Consider the following 15,604-nt stretch of genomic DNA (forward strand, 5'->3'; position numbering starts at 1 on the left):
CAAACGACTGGGATTGCCATCATGGGCTTAGTGCGCCCAAAAATAGGAAAATAAGCAAAAAGTAAGCTTCGAAAGCGAAGCTTACTGGAATTAATGCTTACAAATAGGGCTTACTTAACAACTACTTGAAGTTTTTAGAGGTGCCCTAAAAGAAGTATCCTATCAAGAGTTTGTTTTGAATCGCTCTCAGTTTAGCGATATCTCATTTCAGTTTGTGTACCAAAATGGTTACGAACATTCTAGTAAAGAGAAGCAAGATGCGATATTGTTAAAGCAACTCCAAGAGGAGGACCGGGTTTTTAGTCAACTGTCTAATGATTTTGAAGCTTCCATGAAAGTGATTAAAAAATGGAGAAAGGTCACTTATAAAGAAATTGCTGAAGAATTGTATTATACAGAAAAACAAATTGGAAGACTGTTTAAAGGAGAAGGGAGCTTGGAATTGTTCCTTTTGGTTTGTGTGTATCTCAATCTTCCTCCCAGTATCTCAATGCACTTATTAGAAAAATCCAAGTGGAAGCTAGACCTAAGCAATCACACTCATTTGCGTTATCAAACCGTTTTGTTTACTTTTCAGGGTCAGTCAGTAGAACAAGTAAAAGAGTTTCTAAAAAAATTTAATATTGTACTTCAGTAAAACGGACGTTTAGATGTCCGTTTTTTTACTTGTTTAGGGTATGTTTTTTCCTTTTTCCTCTTCTATTAGTTGATAGAAGAGTTTTTTTAGTGGACACCAACATGTCCGTTTTGGGTCGTGGAATCTGCTATATACTAGTGTTGTGAGTTGGAGATGGCCATCGAACTTTCACGAAAAAATTTTTTCAGAGGTAAATATGAAAACAGTCTTTATTTGTTCTCCCTTAAGAGGAGATGTGGAAGAAAACCAAAAGAAAGCAAGGAGTTATTCTCGACAAGCGATTCACAAGGGATGTGTTCCAATCGCTCCGCATTTGCTGCTGACGCAATTTTTAGATGACCATAATCCTGATGAGCGGATTGTGGGATTAACCATGGGGCAAGAGCTCCTCAAACGATGTGATGAAATATGGGTCTTTGGTCCGAAGATTTCGGACGGAATGAAGTTTGAAATTGATACCGCAAAGAGACTTGGAAAGTCCTTTCGACTCTTTCATGAAGATGGTCAGCCGATTGTCCCTCGGACAATGGAGATTGATGATCGAGTGAACTTCCGTTTTGCTTCTGTTTGTGGTGGTCATGATGTTATCTATGCAGGAGAAAGAGCCTCTAAGCAACCTACTCCTACAAAGAAATCGCCATGGTCATTCTTTACCAGTATGTTATTAGATTAGGAGGCTATCATGAGTTACATGAAACAATTAGTAGAAGTTGTAGAAGCTGCTCGTACCTTTGCGGAAACCTTGTTGGATTACTGTAATAGTGTGGAAGGACTAGGACAGGGAGATGTGTCCTCTCTTCCAGAGAAAGCAGAAGTAAGGGTTGCTGAGGAAGAGAAGCTAGTCGATATTGTAGAGGTCAGAAAGCTTTTAGCCGAAAAATCAAAAGCAGGAAAGACAGAAGAAATCCGAAAACTCCTCCAAAAATTTGGGGCAAGTAAACTATCAGAGATTGAACCTAGCCAATACGCACAAGTGATGAAAGAAGGGGAGGCTTTGTAATGAGAGAATATGCGGTATTATCTGCTTCTTCAAGCCACCGTTGGTTAAGTGTTCCACCGATTGCTCGTTTAGAAGAACTTTTTGAAAATAAGACAAGTGATGCGGCAGAAGAAGGAACAGTGGCCCATAGTCTTGCGGAGTGGAAGTTGAAGAAAGAACTGGGTTATGATGAGAAACGCCCTGACTCATCACGAATTGATAAGGATATGGAGTATTATACCGATTCTTATATCTCCTATGTATTGGACCAGATAAAAGACCATTCAGAGGTTCTAGTGGAACAACGCTTAGATTTTTCAACCTATGTTCCAGAAGGATTTGGAACAGGAGATTGTATCATCGTTTCTGAAAATCGTCTTCAGATTATTGACTTTAAATACGGAAAAGGGGTGGAAGTAGTTGCCAAAGACAATCCTCAGATGAAGCTCTATGCCCTAGGTGCTCTAGCCCTCTTTGATGTTCTCTATGATATTGAAGACATTACCATGACGATTTTTCAGCCGAGAAAGAACAATATCAGCTCCTGGGCCATTGCGACAGAAGAACTCCTTGATTGGGCAGAAACTATCCTAAAGCCCCAAGCAGAACTGGCCTTCAAGGGAGAAGGGACAATCACCTATGGTCCATGGTTTCAATTTTCTAATTGTGGGGTTGTTCTACGAGCAAGGCATAATTATCACAAGAAACTAGTAGACTATCAACTTCCATCCCCGCATCAGTTGACGGATGTGGAGATCGAAGACGTCTTAACTCATGTGGATGATTTAGTTAAATGGGCTACAGAAGTGAAGGACTATGCCATTCAGGTAGCCAAAAAGACAGGTAAGACTTGGAAGGGATTTCGATTGGCCCACGGTCGAAGCAATCGGAAGTTTACCGATACGGATGCAGTCATAGAGGTTGCGGTAGCAAACGGTTATGACAATATTTATAAGAAACAGCTCCTGAGTTTGACAGAAATTGAAAAACTCATGGGAAAGAAAACCTTTAAGGAATTACTGGGAGAGTATGTCGAAAAACCAGAAGGCAAACTCACTCTTGTAAAAGATCAATCATTAGAAGAAGATTTTGGAGGAAAGTAAGATGACGACAAAAGTGATTATACCTGCACGTTTTTCATACGCCAATATTTGGGAGCCCCACTCCATCAATGGTTCCAATCCTAAGTATTCCATTTCACTCATTATTCCTAAAAGTGATGTGGCAACATTGAAACAGATTCAAGGAGCGGTGGAACAAGCCAAGCAAGAAGGAGTCGCAAAATTTGGCGGAAAAATTCCAGCGAATTTGAAACTACCTCTTCGAGATGGCGATATTGAGCGACCAGATGATGAGGCCTATCAAAATAGCTACTTTATCAACTGTAATTCTGTTCAAAAACCTCAGGTTGTGGATGCGAATGTCCAAGCGATTTTGGACCAGAGTGAAGTCTATTCAGGGTGTTATGGTCGGGTTTCGGTTACCTTCTATGCCTTTAATATCAACGGGAATCGAGGGATTGCGGCAGGGCTTGGGAACGTTCAGAAACTACGTGATGGCGAGCCCCTTGGTGGACGGATGCGAGCAGAAGATGAGTTCACCTCTGTCCCGACAGATGATTTTTTAACTTAAACTAAGGTGGAGTCATTCACCTTCTTACTTATTGGAGGATGTATGAAACAACTGAGTCTTGATATTGAAACCTATTCGGATGTGGATTTAATCAAGTGTGGTGTGTATCGCTACGTGGATAGCCCAGACTTTGAAGTCTTGTTATGCGCCTACCAGGTAGATGACCAACCGATTGAAATCGTGGACCTTGCACAGGGAGAGCCATTCCCGAAGGAGATCCAACAAGCCTTGATGGATGATGCTGTCCTTAAAACAGCTTTTAATGCCAATTTTGAAAGGGTGTGCCTCTCGAAATATCTCCATCAGCCACTATCAGCTCGTTCGTGGTCTTGTACCGCTGTACAGGCAGCTAGCTTGGGACTTTCTCATTCCTTAGAAGGAGTTGCGCAGGTTCTTCAAATGGACCAACAGAAGATGAAAGAGGGCAGGCGCTTGATTCGGTATTTCTGTCTCCCCTGTACTCCAACTCAAGCAAATGGAAAGCGGACAAGGAACTATCCGCATCACGCCCGAGAGGATTGGGAGCTCTTTAAACGCTATTGTAAGAAAGATGTTGAAGTGGAGAGTGCAATTCGTACCCGCTTGAAGAGCTATCTCTTACCAGAAGATGAACAAGCCTTGTATCAGTTGGATCAAACGATTAACGACCGAGGAATTCAGGTGGATCAGACCTTAGTTGAGCAGGCTATTTTATGCGATTTAACCTATAAGGAACAAGTTACCAAACGTGCCTATGAGTTATCTGGAGTTGAGAATCCAAATTCAGTTATCCAGGTTAAGAATTGGTTAGAGACCAAAGGCGTCTTCATGGATTCGCTCAATAAGAAATCCATTCAAGCTCAAATGAAGGAAGAAGAGGGAGAGGTGCTTGAGATGTTACAGTTTCGTCTCTTACTCTCTAAAACCTCCGTCAAAAAGTACCAAGCGATAGAGCGGTGTGTGACGACCAAAGGGCGAGTTCATGGCTTGTTACAGTTTTATGGGGCTAATCGTACCGGCCGTTGGGCGGGTAGACTGGTACAAGTGCAAAATTTGCCTCAAAATAAACTCCCAGACCTTGCCCTTGCAAGGCAACTCGTCAAGGAAGGACAGTTTGAGCTATTAGATTTGCTTTATGATAATGTACCAACGGTTTTGTCAGAGTTGATTCGAACAGCCTTTATTCCCAAAGAAGGACATGAGTTTATCGTGGCAGATTTTGCGGCCATTGAAGCACGCGTCTTAGCTTGGTTGGCAGGCGAGAGTTGGCGCCTTGAGGTCTTTGAAGCAGGGGAAGACATCTATTGTGCGTCTGCGAGTACCATGTTTGGAATTCCAGTAGAAAAGCACGGGCAAAATAGCCATTTGAGACAAAAGGGAAAGATTGCGGAGTTGGCACTAGGCTATGGTGGAGCAGTCGGCGCACTCACAGCGATGGGGCGTTGGAGATGGGCATGGATGAAGAAGAACTTTATCCTTTAGTCACCCAGTGGCGTCAAGCAAATCCTCATATCGTCTCGTTTTGGTGGGAGATTGATCGTGCCGCAAAACAAGTTGTCGAGACAAGAGAGAGCAGGCGCGTACGAAATCTCCTTCTCTCCTATCAAGCAGGAATGCTCTTCATTACCCTTCCTTCTGGTCGGAAATTAGCGTATGTAAAGCCACAGATGGAAATCGATAGCTTTGGTAAGGTAGGCTTGAGCTATGAAGGCATCGGAGAGAGTAAGAAGTGGACACGGATTGAAACCTATGAACCCAAATTAGTGGAAAATATTGTCCAAGGAATTGCACGAGACCTTCTTGCTTATGGCATGTGTAAGCTTGAGCAAGAAGGACTCCCCATTGTATTACATGTCCATGATGAGGCAGTCGTTGAAGTCCCAAAGAAAGCAGTATCTGTGGAGGAGGTTTGCGATCTATTTGCGACAAAACCAGACTGGGCAGAAGGACTGCCTCTCCGAGCAGATGGCTATACTTGCCCTTTTTATCAGAAAGATTAAGGAGGAGAAGATGGATATCTCTATTTCATTAGGAAATAAACGAACAGATAAGGTATGGACACAAACGGTCTATAGCCTAGAACAATTTGAGGCAAGAATCGCTAACACTATCCGTACGGCAGAAAGTGTTGCGGAGTATAGAAGCTTTCCAAAATCGAAGCAGGATGAAATAAAGGATGTCGGGGGCTTTGTTTTGGGCCGTCTCCGTCACGGAAGGCGAAAGAAAGAGGCTGTCTTGGGGCGTTCTGCCTTGACTCTTGATATGGATTTTGCGACGAAGGATAGTATGGATGAGATTGAGTTACTCTTTAACTTTCATGGCTATTTTTACTCGACCCATAAACATACGTCCGAGCAGCCACGCCTGCGCCTCATTATTCCCTTATCTAGAGAAGTGACGGCAGAAGAATACCAAGCAGTTGCGAGAAAGATGGCAGAAGATATTGGGATAGAACTTTTTGATGATACTACTTATGAGCCATCACGACTCATGTATTGGCCATCGACATCGCGAGACGGAGAATTTGTATTTCGGAAGTTAGAAGGCGAACTGCTTAATCCTGACAGGGTCCTTGCCCGCTATCAGAATTGGAAGGATACGAGCGAGTGGCCCGTATCCAGCAGACAAACAAAGCATTTAGAATGCGCTGTTAAGAGACAAGCAGATCCCCTCGGTAAGAAAGGCTTGATTGGTGCCTTTAATCGAACCTATTCGATTCAAGAAGCGATTGCGACCTTTTTATCAGGAGTTTATCGACCGTCTGAAATCGCACATCGCTATGACTATATTCATGCATCGACCAGTGGTGGTGTTGTGATTTATGAGGATAAGTTTGCCTATAGTCATCATGCGACAGACCCTTATGGCGGTAGACTTCTTTCTAGTTTTGATTTGGTTCGCCTGCATCTGTTTGGCCACTTAGACGAGGAAGAAAAGAGTGAAACGACCAAGCAAGCTTCTTTTAAAGCCATGCAAGAGTTTGTGCTACAAGATGAAGCGACCAAAGAACTTCTTGGAAAGGAGCGCTTAGCTCAGGCGACGCTGGAGTTCCAAGAAGAGGAAAACTGGCAGGCTCATTTAGAATTGAACAAAGCTGGACAGGTCAAAGATACCTTGTCCAACATTGCGACCATTGTGCGGTATGACCCAAACTTACAAACCATTGTGTATAACGAGTTCAAGGATATGATTGATGTGATTGGTGAACTCCCTTGGAAGCAGGTCAAGTCTGGTTGGAACGATAGTGATCTAGCCAATGCCAAGCTCTACTTTGAACGTATCTATGGGATTTGGTCACCGACCAAGTTCAAGGATGCCCTCTTAGCTGTCGTGACTTCTGAGCGGACTTATCATCCGATTAAGGAATATTTATACTCATCAAAAATCAAAATCTGAAGAAATCCATTTTCTATAAACAATGGATTTCAAATCAGACCAATGCAATGTTTGAATCACCTCTTGTAGTTTGTCAATCACCTCTTCAAGTGTCTTAAAAGCTCTATTCTTGAATCCTCTTTTACGTATTTCAGCCCAAACTTGTTCAATTGGATTCATTTCAGGTGTATAAGGTGGAATGAACTCGAAGCCAATGTTTGCAGGTTTCTTTAATGTACAGGATTTGTGCCATACAGCATTATCCATCACTAGTACAATATAATCATTAGGATAGGCTTCAGATAATTGTTTGAGAAACTCATTCATCCAATTGGTATGACATCCCCCAGCAATAATGAAGAAAGACTCTCCAGTATGTGCATCAACAGCACCGTAACAATAGCGGTATTCTCGAATATAATGGGTAGGGACATGAGGTCTCATCCCTTTTGGTGCCCATGCTTTCCCAACTTTACTAATCCGACCAAATCCTGCTTCATCTTGATACATAAGTCTAACCTTCTGATAGCGTCTACTGTACCTAAAGCGCTTTCTCAACTTCTTGACAGTAGATTTTATTTTTAGACGCCAATATGGTTTTGGCATCTGCTTTTTTAGGATGTTCTGGTCGGGGAGTCACTTTGCGCCAACCATGGCGCTTTAAAAGGGCATAAAAGCCTTCTAGAGTAGTTGCTTTTCCAATTTTAGTTTGATAAGCTTCATGCATCTCTGAAATGGTGACAAATTGCCCTAAAGCACTACGATCAAACTGTTCTCGTAAGAAAGCTTTTTCTTCTTCATAAGTGAGATAGGACCGATGACGACCGCCACGTGTATCCTGAATAAGTGTAGAGAGCCCTTCTTGTTCATATTTTTTTACCAAACGCCAAATAGTATCGTGAGATAAACCGATTAAATCAGAAATGGCTTTGTATGTCATTTTTTGAGAGCGTAAATAGACTGCTTGAATCCGTTTGTGATAGGCAGTGAGTGACTTGTCTTTAAGAGCTGTTCGAAGTTCTCTGATGTGGTCTTGTGTAAAGTTCATATCATTATTATAATTCAGATTTTGATTTTTGTTAAGTATTAGTTTATATTTTCATTACTTCGTTAACTCGTCTTGTTGTACCCCAGTACTACCTGCGACTCGTTGCCTAGTACTAAAAATAAACTAAACGGCTATACTCTGCAAGAATCACATTCAAACTCCGTCAGCATACTTGCCGTAGGCTAGGATAGTCGTGGCGAGTAGCTTTTGCTTGTTTGCCTTTTAATACTAGGCAAGGAGTTACAGACCGTATTTGGGTACGACAAGTCGAACGTGATGATATATCAAATGACTTTATCTACAAATTTTCATTCACATACCGGACAAAGTGATTCCACCAAGAGAAGGGCCAGATTGCAGGAGGAGTATCTTCGGCAGCGACCAGTTCTACGCTTGGCTGTTGGTCGACGTAGCCATGTCCAATCAAATCCGTATCATTCAAGGTTAGGGTACCAAGGACAGTTCCCTTAGCAAGAGGAGCATCAAATATGGTCTGGAGGCCTTCGGCTTTAGCCTTTGTTTCCTCCGTATATCGCTCCCTCTTTACAAACATGAGATCTTCTTTAGCGACGGCTTCAGCCGTTGCTTTTCCGCCATTAAAGACAGTTACCTTACTATCGTGATAGGGCTGGCCAGCTTCCACGATAGGGATCCATTTGAAATAGGTATAGGAATAATTCATCAGGTTGATCGTTTCAAGGAAGCGCTTTTCAGGGTAGAGGTCGCCCTCTTTGGTATGTAAGATAACCGTGATGACCCGCATGCCATTTTCTACGCTGGTTGCAACGATAGAAGTTCCAGAAGCTGTCTTGAGACCATCAACTCCCCCTCTCTCGTACGCCCCACCCCTTAACAGAGCGTTTGTTCCATAATGGGTCGTCTCATTTAATTTAAAATGGGATTGGGAAGTGACCTTTAGGACCTGTGGATAGTCGAGAATCAATCGCCGAGCAACAATTGCCACATCAAGGGCAGATAAGCGATTTTCTTCAGATTTTGGCTCACTTGTCTCGTCTGAAGGCTGTTTCTCCTCCAGAAGATCCGTGCTCAAGCCGGTTGAATTGATAATGGTCGCATCTGAAATCCCCCAAGACACTAGCTTTTCTTGCATTAAGTCTACAAAGGCAGCTTCACTACCTGCCACCTGTTCTGCTAGTGCAATTGTTGCGCTATTGGCTGAAGCAATCAAAGAAGCCTTGATCAATTCCTGAACAGAATAGGAACGCTTGTCCAGAGGGACATTGGTCACAGGCGATGCAATCGTTAGGTTATAGGCATAATCTGAGATAGGAACTTGGGAGTCAAGGGTCAGTTTTTTCTGCTCGATCGCTTCATAGACCAGATAGACAGTCAGCAGATTTGAAAGAGAGGCAATACTGGCTGGAGTAGTAGCATTTTGCTCATAGAGAATTTTCCCTGTCTGGGCTTCGATCGCAATCGAATGTTCAGCATCTGTACTGTATGTATCTAGGGCATGGACAGAAAAGGGAAAAAGTGTTGCACACAAGCAAGCGATTAGGAATTTATACAATCGTTTCATATCAGTAGTTACCTCATTTTATATTAGTCCTATTATATCACAAAGTAGGGGGCACTTCTCTTGAAATTTCTATCAGAAAATAGTCTGAAAATAATGAAAATTGGTTCTTTTGCAAAATTTCCAGATAAAAGACTTTTTTTAAGAAAAATTTATGGTATAATATCTTTCATAGACAAAAGGTCTTTACTATATTATAAAGAGGTGTTTTATGAATAAGTCTAAAAAAATGCTCACTCTTGCGGGTGTGACATTGTTATCAGTTACAGCACTTGCAGCTTGTGGTGCAAAGAGTTCATCAAAAGCTGGATCAAAAGCTGATTTGAGTTTTCCTACTGAAGTTACCCATGACGGCTCCGTCATTAAGGATGGGCAGTTTAAGTATGCAGTTGTATCACCAGCTGCTGCGACAGGTCTTCTGATTGATGAGTTAACCCAACAGCTTACCGATTCTACTTTTGGATCAATGGTTGATAAAAGTATGTTTGGCTACGATGGAGACCGTAAGTTAGACGATTCAGGTCTTGCGAAAGTAGACTTTGATACGAAAGAAAAGACCATTACAGTTAGCTTGACAGGCAAAGACTACAAGTGGTCAGACGGTAAGCCATTCACGATTGACGATTACCTCTTTACAATTGAAAAAATGGCGGATAAAGGCTATACGGGTGTCCGTTTTGACGACAAATTCACAAATATCGTTGGCATGGACGAGTTTGTCGCAGGTACAGCAGATACCATCTCAGGTATTGAAAAAGTCGACGACTATACAGCGGTTTTGACTGTAAAAGAAATGGAGCCATCTATGATGTATGCGGGTGGGTCTGTACCAGCTTATGTCATGCCAAAACACATCTTTAAAGATATCCCAGTAGCAGATTGGGAAAAGAGTGAGTATGCACGTGCGACAACAAAAATTGTCGGTATGGGACCATTCAAGGTCAAAGAAGTAGTCAATGGTGAGTCGATTACTTTTGAACCGAATGAGTACTACTTCAAGGGGAAACCAAAAGTGGGCTTGAAGATGGACATCGTTTCTCCAGATACCATTGTATCAGAGATGAAAGCTGGCCACTATGATGCTGCAGAAATGCCTGTAGACCAAATAGATTCTTACAAGGGTCTATCTAATGTAACCCTTCTTGGTAATCTAGAGTCATCTTATGAATACCTTTCATTTAACTTCGGTAAATATGATGAAGCAGTTAAGAAAAATGTCATGAATCCTGACGCTAAGATGAATGATGTGAAGTTGCGCCAAGCTATGGGATATGCTCTTGATACTAAGACTGCGGGAGAAAAACTCTATAATGGCTTATACCATCCAGCAAACTCTCTGATTATCTCATTCTTTGGTGAACTCCACGATTCAGACTTGGAAGGTTTTGCTTACAATCCAGAAAAAGCAAAAGAATTGCTTGATGAAGCGGGCTACAAAGATGTAGATGGAGATGGTATCCGTGAAGGTAAAGATGGAAAAGCATTCAAGATTAGTCTTGCTGCACGTAAACGTACAGAAGCAAACGAAGCTCTTGTACAACAGTACCTTGCTTGGTGGAAAGAAATTGGCTTGAACGTTGAGCTTTATACAGGTCGGACCATTGAGATAAACTCATTCTACGAAATGGTTCAGGCTAATGACGCAAATATTGATGCTTATCTTGGCGGCTGGTCGACTGGTTATGACCCAATGCCAAATGTGTGGGGACCTACGAATAAATTCAATATGTCACGCTTCGTATCAGAAGAAAATAGTAAATTGCTTGAAGCGATTGGTTCTGTTGAATCATTCGATGAGAAGAAAAATCTTGAAAACTACAAGAAATGGCAAGAAAATGCCTTCAATGAAGCATTTGCTATCCCGTTATTTGAGTCAGAAGCTGTAACAGCGGTTAATAAGCGTGTGAAAAATTGGGATACTTACTACGGTTCAGCTTCTAAGGCCTCAGCTACAGCTTGGGAAAAGGTTGAATTGACTGCTGATAAAGGCATTGCGGAGTAATGTTCCTATCGAAAAATCTCTCATGACGGAATGTTATAGATAGATTTTGAAAAAGCCAACTTAGTTGGCTTTTTCAAATAATCGTGTAAAAAATACTGACAAAGAACGAGAGTTTTTCGGAAATTTTAAAAGAATTTTTACCTTGCTGATAGCTGAAATAGTTGGCAGAGGAGGAAAAATTGTGATAGAATAGAATGAATATTCTATTTTTTTATTGACAGGCAGCTCGGCTGTTGACGAAGGAGGAAAAGCGTGACAAATGAAAAACCGCTTTTAGAGATTAATGACCTACACGTCGGTTTCCGTATTGGCGATGAATTTTATGATGCCGTTGATGGGGTATCCATTAGTCTACAAAAAAATGAAATTTTAGCGATTGTAGGAGAGTCAGGGTGTGGAAAATCAACCTTGGCGACAACGATTATGGGACTTCATAATCCATTAAATACAAAAATAGAAGGTAGCATCCAATATAAGGACAAAGAGTTGGTTGGAATGAGTGAAGCGAATTACAATAAGATTCGCGGAAACGACATTGGAATGATTTTCCAAGATCCATTGGCTTCTTTGAATCCCTTGATGACGATTGGTGCCCAAATTGATGAGGCACTTTATTATCATACAGATATGAATGCGGAACAGCGTAAAGCTCGCGTCTTGGAATTGCTAGAGCAAGTCGGAATTCCAAATCCAAAACGCACCTTTAAGCAATATCCGCATGAGCTATCAGGTGGAATGCGCCAACGGATTGTGATTGCGATTGCTTTGTCATGTAAACCACCGATTATTATTGCTGATGAGCCAACAACTGCCCTAGATGTAACTATTCAGGCTCAGATTTTGGACTTATTAAATGAAATCCAAGCTGAGACTGGTTCAGGTATCATCCTCATTACGCATGACCTCGGTGTCGTAGCAGAGACTGCAGACCGTGTAGCTGTTATGTACGGCGGTCAATTTGTAGAAGTAGCTCCTGTTGAAGAGCTCTTTACCAATCCTAAACACCCTTACACGCGTTCTTTATTGAAATCAAATCCACAATCGAGTGATGAGGGTAGCGACTTGCACGTGATTGACGGGACGGTACCACCATTGACAAAAATGCCTCGTACAGGTTGTCGCTTTGCGCCACGTATCCCTTGGATTGAGGCAGAAGCCCATGAAGCAAATCCAATCATGCACGAAGTGTCAGCCGGTCATTTTGTACGCTGTACTTGCCATGAAAAATTCTACTTTGAAGGAGAGACGAACTAATGGGATTTATTGAAGTAAAAGATTTAAAAGTTCATTACCCAATTCGTAGTGGCTTCTTCAATCGTATCACAGACCATGTTTACGCCGTTGATGGTGTCAATCTTCATTTTGAAGAAGGAAAAACCTACGGTCTTGTAGGAGAATCAGGTTCTGGTAAGTCAACAATTGGAAAGACCATTATCGGTTTGGAACGTGCAACGTCCGGAGAGATTATCTATGAAGGACAAAATGTGACCAACAAATCCCGTCGCAAAAAAGGCAACTTTAACCGCGATGTCCAAATGATTTTCCAAGACTCTCTCTCAAGTTTTAATCCGAAGAAGCGGATTTTGGACATTATCGCAGAGCCGATCCGTAATTTTGACCGTATGTCGCCAGATGAAGAAAAGAAGCGTGTCCTTAGCTTATTGGATACAATCGGTTTGACAGAAGAAGCGCTCGTGAAATACCCGCATGAATTTTCAGGAGGCCAGCGGCAGCGTATCGGTGTTGCCCGCGCCCTAGCAAGTAACCCTCGCTTAATTATCGCCGATGAGCCGGTATCTGCACTAGACTTGTCTGTACAAGCACAGGTGTTAAACTACATGAAACGGATCCAAGATGAGTATAAATTGAGCTATCTCTTTATTTCTCATGACCTTGGTGTCGTTCAACACATGTGTGATGAATTGTATATCATGTACCGCGGTCGTTTTGTTGAGACGGGGAATAAGGAAGATATTTACAATCATCCACAACATATCTATACCAAACGCTTATTGTCAGCAATTCCAAGTATTGACCCACACAGCCGTGTGCAAAACAAAGAACGTCGCTTGGCAGCTGAACAAGAATATCTTGAAAAACAAAGCATCTTCTATGATGAAAATGGTCGTGTATTTGACCTGAAAGCATTTTCAGACACTCATCAAGTTGCTTTACCAGAAACGAAAGGAGGTATCTAAGTATGTGGAAAACAGTATTGCGTCGTTTCTTACTTATGATTCCTCAACTGATCCTTCTTAGTATCATTGCTTTTGCCTTTGCCAAGTTGATGCCTGGTGATCCATTTACGGGACAGGTTGATCCAAATATCGATCCTGAAGCGATTGAACGCCTGCGTATCCAGTATGGCTACTATGATCCGATCCATATCCAGTATTTCCGTTGGATTGGGAATATTCTGCATGGTGATTTCGGTCAGAGTGTTTTCTTCAAACAGCCTGTTAGCACGATTATTATGCAACGTTTGAACAATACCATCTGGTTGTCTCTTTTGACCATGGTGATTACCTATGTGATTGCCCTGCCACTTGGTATGATTGCAGGACGCTACCAGAATTCTATTGCAGATAAAATGATCAATGTCTATAACTTCTTAACCTTTTCAACCCCAGTCTTTATCTTTGCGATTTTGCTCTTGTGGTTGTTCGGCTTCTCACTCGGCTGGTTCCCGACTCGTGGTTCAATAGCTTCAGGAGTCACTGGTTTAGAAGCTATCTTTAGTCGTTTGCAGCACATGATCTTACCAGCGCTAACACTGGCTATTTTATCAACGACAAGTACGATTCAGTATTTACGGACAGGAGTGATTGATGCCAAGGCACAGGACTATGTCCGGACAGCTCGTGCCAAAGGTGTGCCAGAAAAAGTGGTGTACAACCGTCACATTTTCCGAAACTCTATCTTACCAATTGCTGCTTTCCTAGGATATGAATTGACCGGTTTGGTGACAGGTTCGGTTTTTGTCGAGAATATTTTCACCTATCCAGGTATCGGGCAATTGTTTATCACCTCCCTTTCAGGTCGTGATTACAGTGTTATTTTGGCGCTCTTATTGATGTTCGGATTTGGAACCCTACTTGGAACCTTGTTGTCTGATATTATCATGAGTATTGTCGATCCGCGGATTCGGGTTAAGTAAGGAGGAGAATGTGAGTAAAGATAAAAAATTAGATAAAAACACAGCGTCTACTCCTCCCGGAGGACTGCGTGTCATTGCTCGAGAATTTACAAAAGATAAAGTTGCCTTAGTATCCCTATTTCTTCTGGTTATTATTTTAGTCGGTGTCTTTGTCGGTGCTATCATCATGAATCAAGAAGAAGTGATGAAAGTTAACCTACTTGGACGCTACCTTGAACCAGGTGTTGATGGCTATATTTTGGGAACAGATGAAGGCGGACGAGACATCTTCGGTCAGTTAATTATTGGAGCCCGTAACTCGATTGTTATCGGATTCTCCATCACCATTTTGACCAGTCTTGTCGGTGTATCCTTAGGGATCGTTGCAGGCTACTATGGCGGTAGATTTGATAGCTTCTTGATGCGAATCGTGGATTTCATCATGATTTTGCCAACCTTGATGATGATTATCGTCTTCGTTACAGTTGTTAAAAACTATACGATTTATCACTTTATCTTTATCATGAGTTTGTTTGGTTGGACCTACAAAGCCCGCCTGTTTCGAACTCGAACCCTGTCTGAAGCGAGCTTGGATTATGTCAGTGCTTCTAAGACACTCGGAACAAGTGATTTTATGATTATGTCTCGTGAGATTCTACCAAATTTAAGTTCCTTGGTAATTGTTAACCTAACCTTGAACTTTGCCGGAAATATTGGTATTGAAACCTCTCTTACCTATCTCGGTTTTGGTCTTCCGGCGACAGTTCCAAGTTTGGGAACCCTAATTGCCAATGCAAGGAATGCCGAGGTATTAGAAAACAAAACTTGGATCTGGTTGCCAGCAGCAATCTTTATCTTGGTGATGATGTTATGTATCAACTATATTGGACAAGCTTTCCAACGTGCAGCTGATGCAAAACAACGCTTAGGCTAACTCTTAGTATAGAAGACAAAGTAGTAAGTCAATGACTTGCTACTATTTTTAATGGCTGTAATTATAGAACTCGTTTTGTGATCATTTGGAAGCAAGGTTGGCAAGACCTTGCTTTCATTGTATTCTTTTTGAGGGAGGAACTAAAGATTTTATTCCTGTTTCTCAAGGCTTAAATAGCGTCCCACTAGGCTTTTTTGAATCGCAGAAAGAAAAAAATTAAAAAATTTCAAAAAAAGTTGAAAAAGTTATTGACAAAGATTAGTTGAGGTGATATACTGATATAGTTGTCGCTTGAGAGAGCGGACAAGACCTTTGAAAATTAAAGAAGACGAACCAAACGTGCAG

The 15,604-nt window shown here is 41.8% G+C and carries 13 protein-coding genes and 1 pseudogene; 12 read left to right on the top strand and 2 right to left on the bottom strand.

What is annotated here, in order from left to right; translation table 11 throughout:
- Positions 1 to 214: 214 nt before the first annotated feature.
- The 7 genes and pseudogenes from BU200_RS08955 (at position 215) to BU200_RS08985 (ending at position 6,623) form a co-directional block, all read left to right on the top strand.
- Positions 215 to 637: a hypothetical protein gene (locus BU200_RS08955; protein WP_142237040.1), complete on the top strand. Its 423-nt coding sequence runs from the start codon at positions 215 to 217 to the stop codon at positions 635 to 637.
- 196 nt (positions 638 to 833) lie between these two features.
- Positions 834 to 1,310, top strand: a complete 477-nt coding sequence (locus BU200_RS08960; RefSeq protein WP_075099825.1) for a DUF7768 domain-containing protein — start codon at positions 834 to 836, stop codon at positions 1,308 to 1,310.
- A 9-nt stretch (positions 1,311 to 1,319) separates the two neighbouring features.
- Positions 1,320 to 1,637, top strand: a complete 318-nt coding sequence (locus tag BU200_RS08965) for a hypothetical protein (RefSeq protein ID WP_075099826.1) — start codon at positions 1,320 to 1,322, stop codon at positions 1,635 to 1,637.
- Entirely contained in the window at positions 1,637 to 2,719 is a 1,083-nt protein-coding gene (locus BU200_RS08970; RefSeq protein WP_075099827.1) for a DUF2800 domain-containing protein, read from the top strand. The genes BU200_RS08965 and BU200_RS08970 overlap by 1 nt, the downstream gene beginning before the upstream one ends.
- Before the next feature lies 1 nt (position 2,720).
- The gene (locus tag BU200_RS08975; RefSeq protein ID WP_075099828.1) at positions 2,721 to 3,248 is read left to right on the top strand and encodes a DUF2815 family protein; all 528 of its coding nucleotides are present in this window, start codon (positions 2,721 to 2,723) and stop codon (positions 3,246 to 3,248) included.
- Positions 3,249 to 3,290: 42 nt separating this feature from the next.
- A pseudogene (locus BU200_RS08980) lies at positions 3,291 to 5,227 on the top strand (DNA polymerase).
- A gap of 10 nt (positions 5,228 to 5,237) precedes the next feature.
- The gene (locus BU200_RS08985) at positions 5,238 to 6,623 is read left to right on the top strand and encodes a virulence-associated E family protein (RefSeq protein ID WP_244912641.1); all 1,386 of its coding nucleotides are present in this window, start codon (positions 5,238 to 5,240) and stop codon (positions 6,621 to 6,623) included.
- Here the strand turns inward: BU200_RS08985 and BU200_RS10715 are convergent.
- Together BU200_RS10715 and BU200_RS09000 are read right to left on the bottom strand one after the other, a co-directional pair.
- A protein-coding gene (locus BU200_RS10715) for an IS630 family transposase (protein ID WP_089503576.1) occupies positions 6,606 to 7,650 on the bottom strand; the annotation gives its coding sequence in 2 pieces (ribosomal slippage) (positions 6,606 to 7,217 and positions 7,219 to 7,650; 1,044 coding nt in all). The two genes, BU200_RS08985 and BU200_RS10715, sit on opposite strands and share 18 nt — an antisense overlap.
- A 298-nt stretch (positions 7,651 to 7,948) precedes the next feature.
- Positions 7,949 to 9,190 carry a serine hydrolase gene (locus tag BU200_RS09000; RefSeq protein ID WP_075099831.1) on the bottom strand — a complete coding sequence of 414 codons (1,242 nt, stop codon included), beginning with the start codon at positions 9,188 to 9,190 and terminating at the stop codon, positions 7,949 to 7,951.
- Positions 9,191 to 9,398: 208 nt separating this feature from the next.
- Here BU200_RS09000 and BU200_RS09005 point away from each other — a divergent pair, with 208 nt between their 5' ends.
- The 5 genes from BU200_RS09005 to BU200_RS09025 all read left to right on the top strand — a co-directional run bounded on the left by BU200_RS09005 (position 9,399) and on the right by BU200_RS09025 (position 15,259).
- Positions 9,399 to 11,189, top strand: coding sequence for an oligopeptide ABC transporter substrate-binding protein (locus BU200_RS09005; RefSeq protein ID WP_075099832.1), 1,791 nt, complete (start codon positions 9,399 to 9,401; stop codon positions 11,187 to 11,189).
- Positions 11,190 to 11,441: 252 nt separating this feature from the next.
- Positions 11,442 to 12,443, top strand: a complete 1,002-nt coding sequence (locus BU200_RS09010) for an ABC transporter ATP-binding protein (protein WP_075099833.1) — start codon at positions 11,442 to 11,444, stop codon at positions 12,441 to 12,443.
- On the top strand, positions 12,443 to 13,387 hold the full coding sequence (locus tag BU200_RS09015) for an ATP-binding cassette domain-containing protein (protein WP_075099834.1): 945 nt from the start codon (positions 12,443 to 12,445) through the stop codon (positions 13,385 to 13,387). Before BU200_RS09010 ends, BU200_RS09015 begins: the two co-directional genes overlap by 1 nt.
- Positions 13,388 to 13,389: 2 nt before the next feature.
- A complete protein-coding gene (gene opp4B, locus BU200_RS09020; protein ID WP_075099835.1) occupies positions 13,390 to 14,346 on the top strand; it encodes an oligopeptide ABC transporter permease in 957 nt (318 codons plus the stop codon).
- A gap of 10 nt (positions 14,347 to 14,356) precedes the next feature.
- On the top strand, positions 14,357 to 15,259 hold the full coding sequence (locus BU200_RS09025; RefSeq protein WP_075099836.1) for an ABC transporter permease: 903 nt from the start codon (positions 14,357 to 14,359) through the stop codon (positions 15,257 to 15,259).
- Positions 15,260 to 15,604 lie beyond the last annotated feature (345 nt).

It is taken from the genome of Streptococcus acidominimus (assembly GCF_001921825.1).
Classification (GTDB): Bacteria; Bacillota; Bacilli; order Lactobacillales; family Streptococcaceae; genus Streptococcus; species Streptococcus acidominimus.

What these genes read in the sequence shown, in the direction of transcription:
- opp4B (WP_075099835.1), top strand. Translation starts at nt 13,390, where the DNA reads ATGTGGAAAACAGTATTGCGTCGTTTCTTACTTATGATTCCTCAACTG.
- BU200_RS09000 (WP_075099831.1), bottom strand. Translation starts at nt 9,190, where the DNA reads ATGAAACGATTGTATAAATTCCTAATCGCTTGCTTGTGTGCAACACTT.
- BU200_RS09015 (WP_075099834.1), top strand. Translation starts at nt 12,443, where the DNA reads ATGGGATTTATTGAAGTAAAAGATTTAAAAGTTCATTACCCAATTCGT.
- BU200_RS08970 (WP_075099827.1), top strand. Translation starts at nt 1,637, where the DNA reads ATGAGAGAATATGCGGTATTATCTGCTTCTTCAAGCCACCGTTGGTTA.
- BU200_RS09005 (WP_075099832.1), top strand. Translation starts at nt 9,399, where the DNA reads ATGAATAAGTCTAAAAAAATGCTCACTCTTGCGGGTGTGACATTGTTA.
- BU200_RS08960 (WP_075099825.1), top strand. Translation starts at nt 834, where the DNA reads ATGAAAACAGTCTTTATTTGTTCTCCCTTAAGAGGAGATGTGGAAGAA.
- BU200_RS08965 (WP_075099826.1), top strand. Translation starts at nt 1,320, where the DNA reads ATGAGTTACATGAAACAATTAGTAGAAGTTGTAGAAGCTGCTCGTACC.
- BU200_RS08985 (WP_244912641.1), top strand. Translation starts at nt 5,238, where the DNA reads ATGGATATCTCTATTTCATTAGGAAATAAACGAACAGATAAGGTATGG.
- BU200_RS08975 (WP_075099828.1), top strand. Translation starts at nt 2,721, where the DNA reads ATGACGACAAAAGTGATTATACCTGCACGTTTTTCATACGCCAATATT.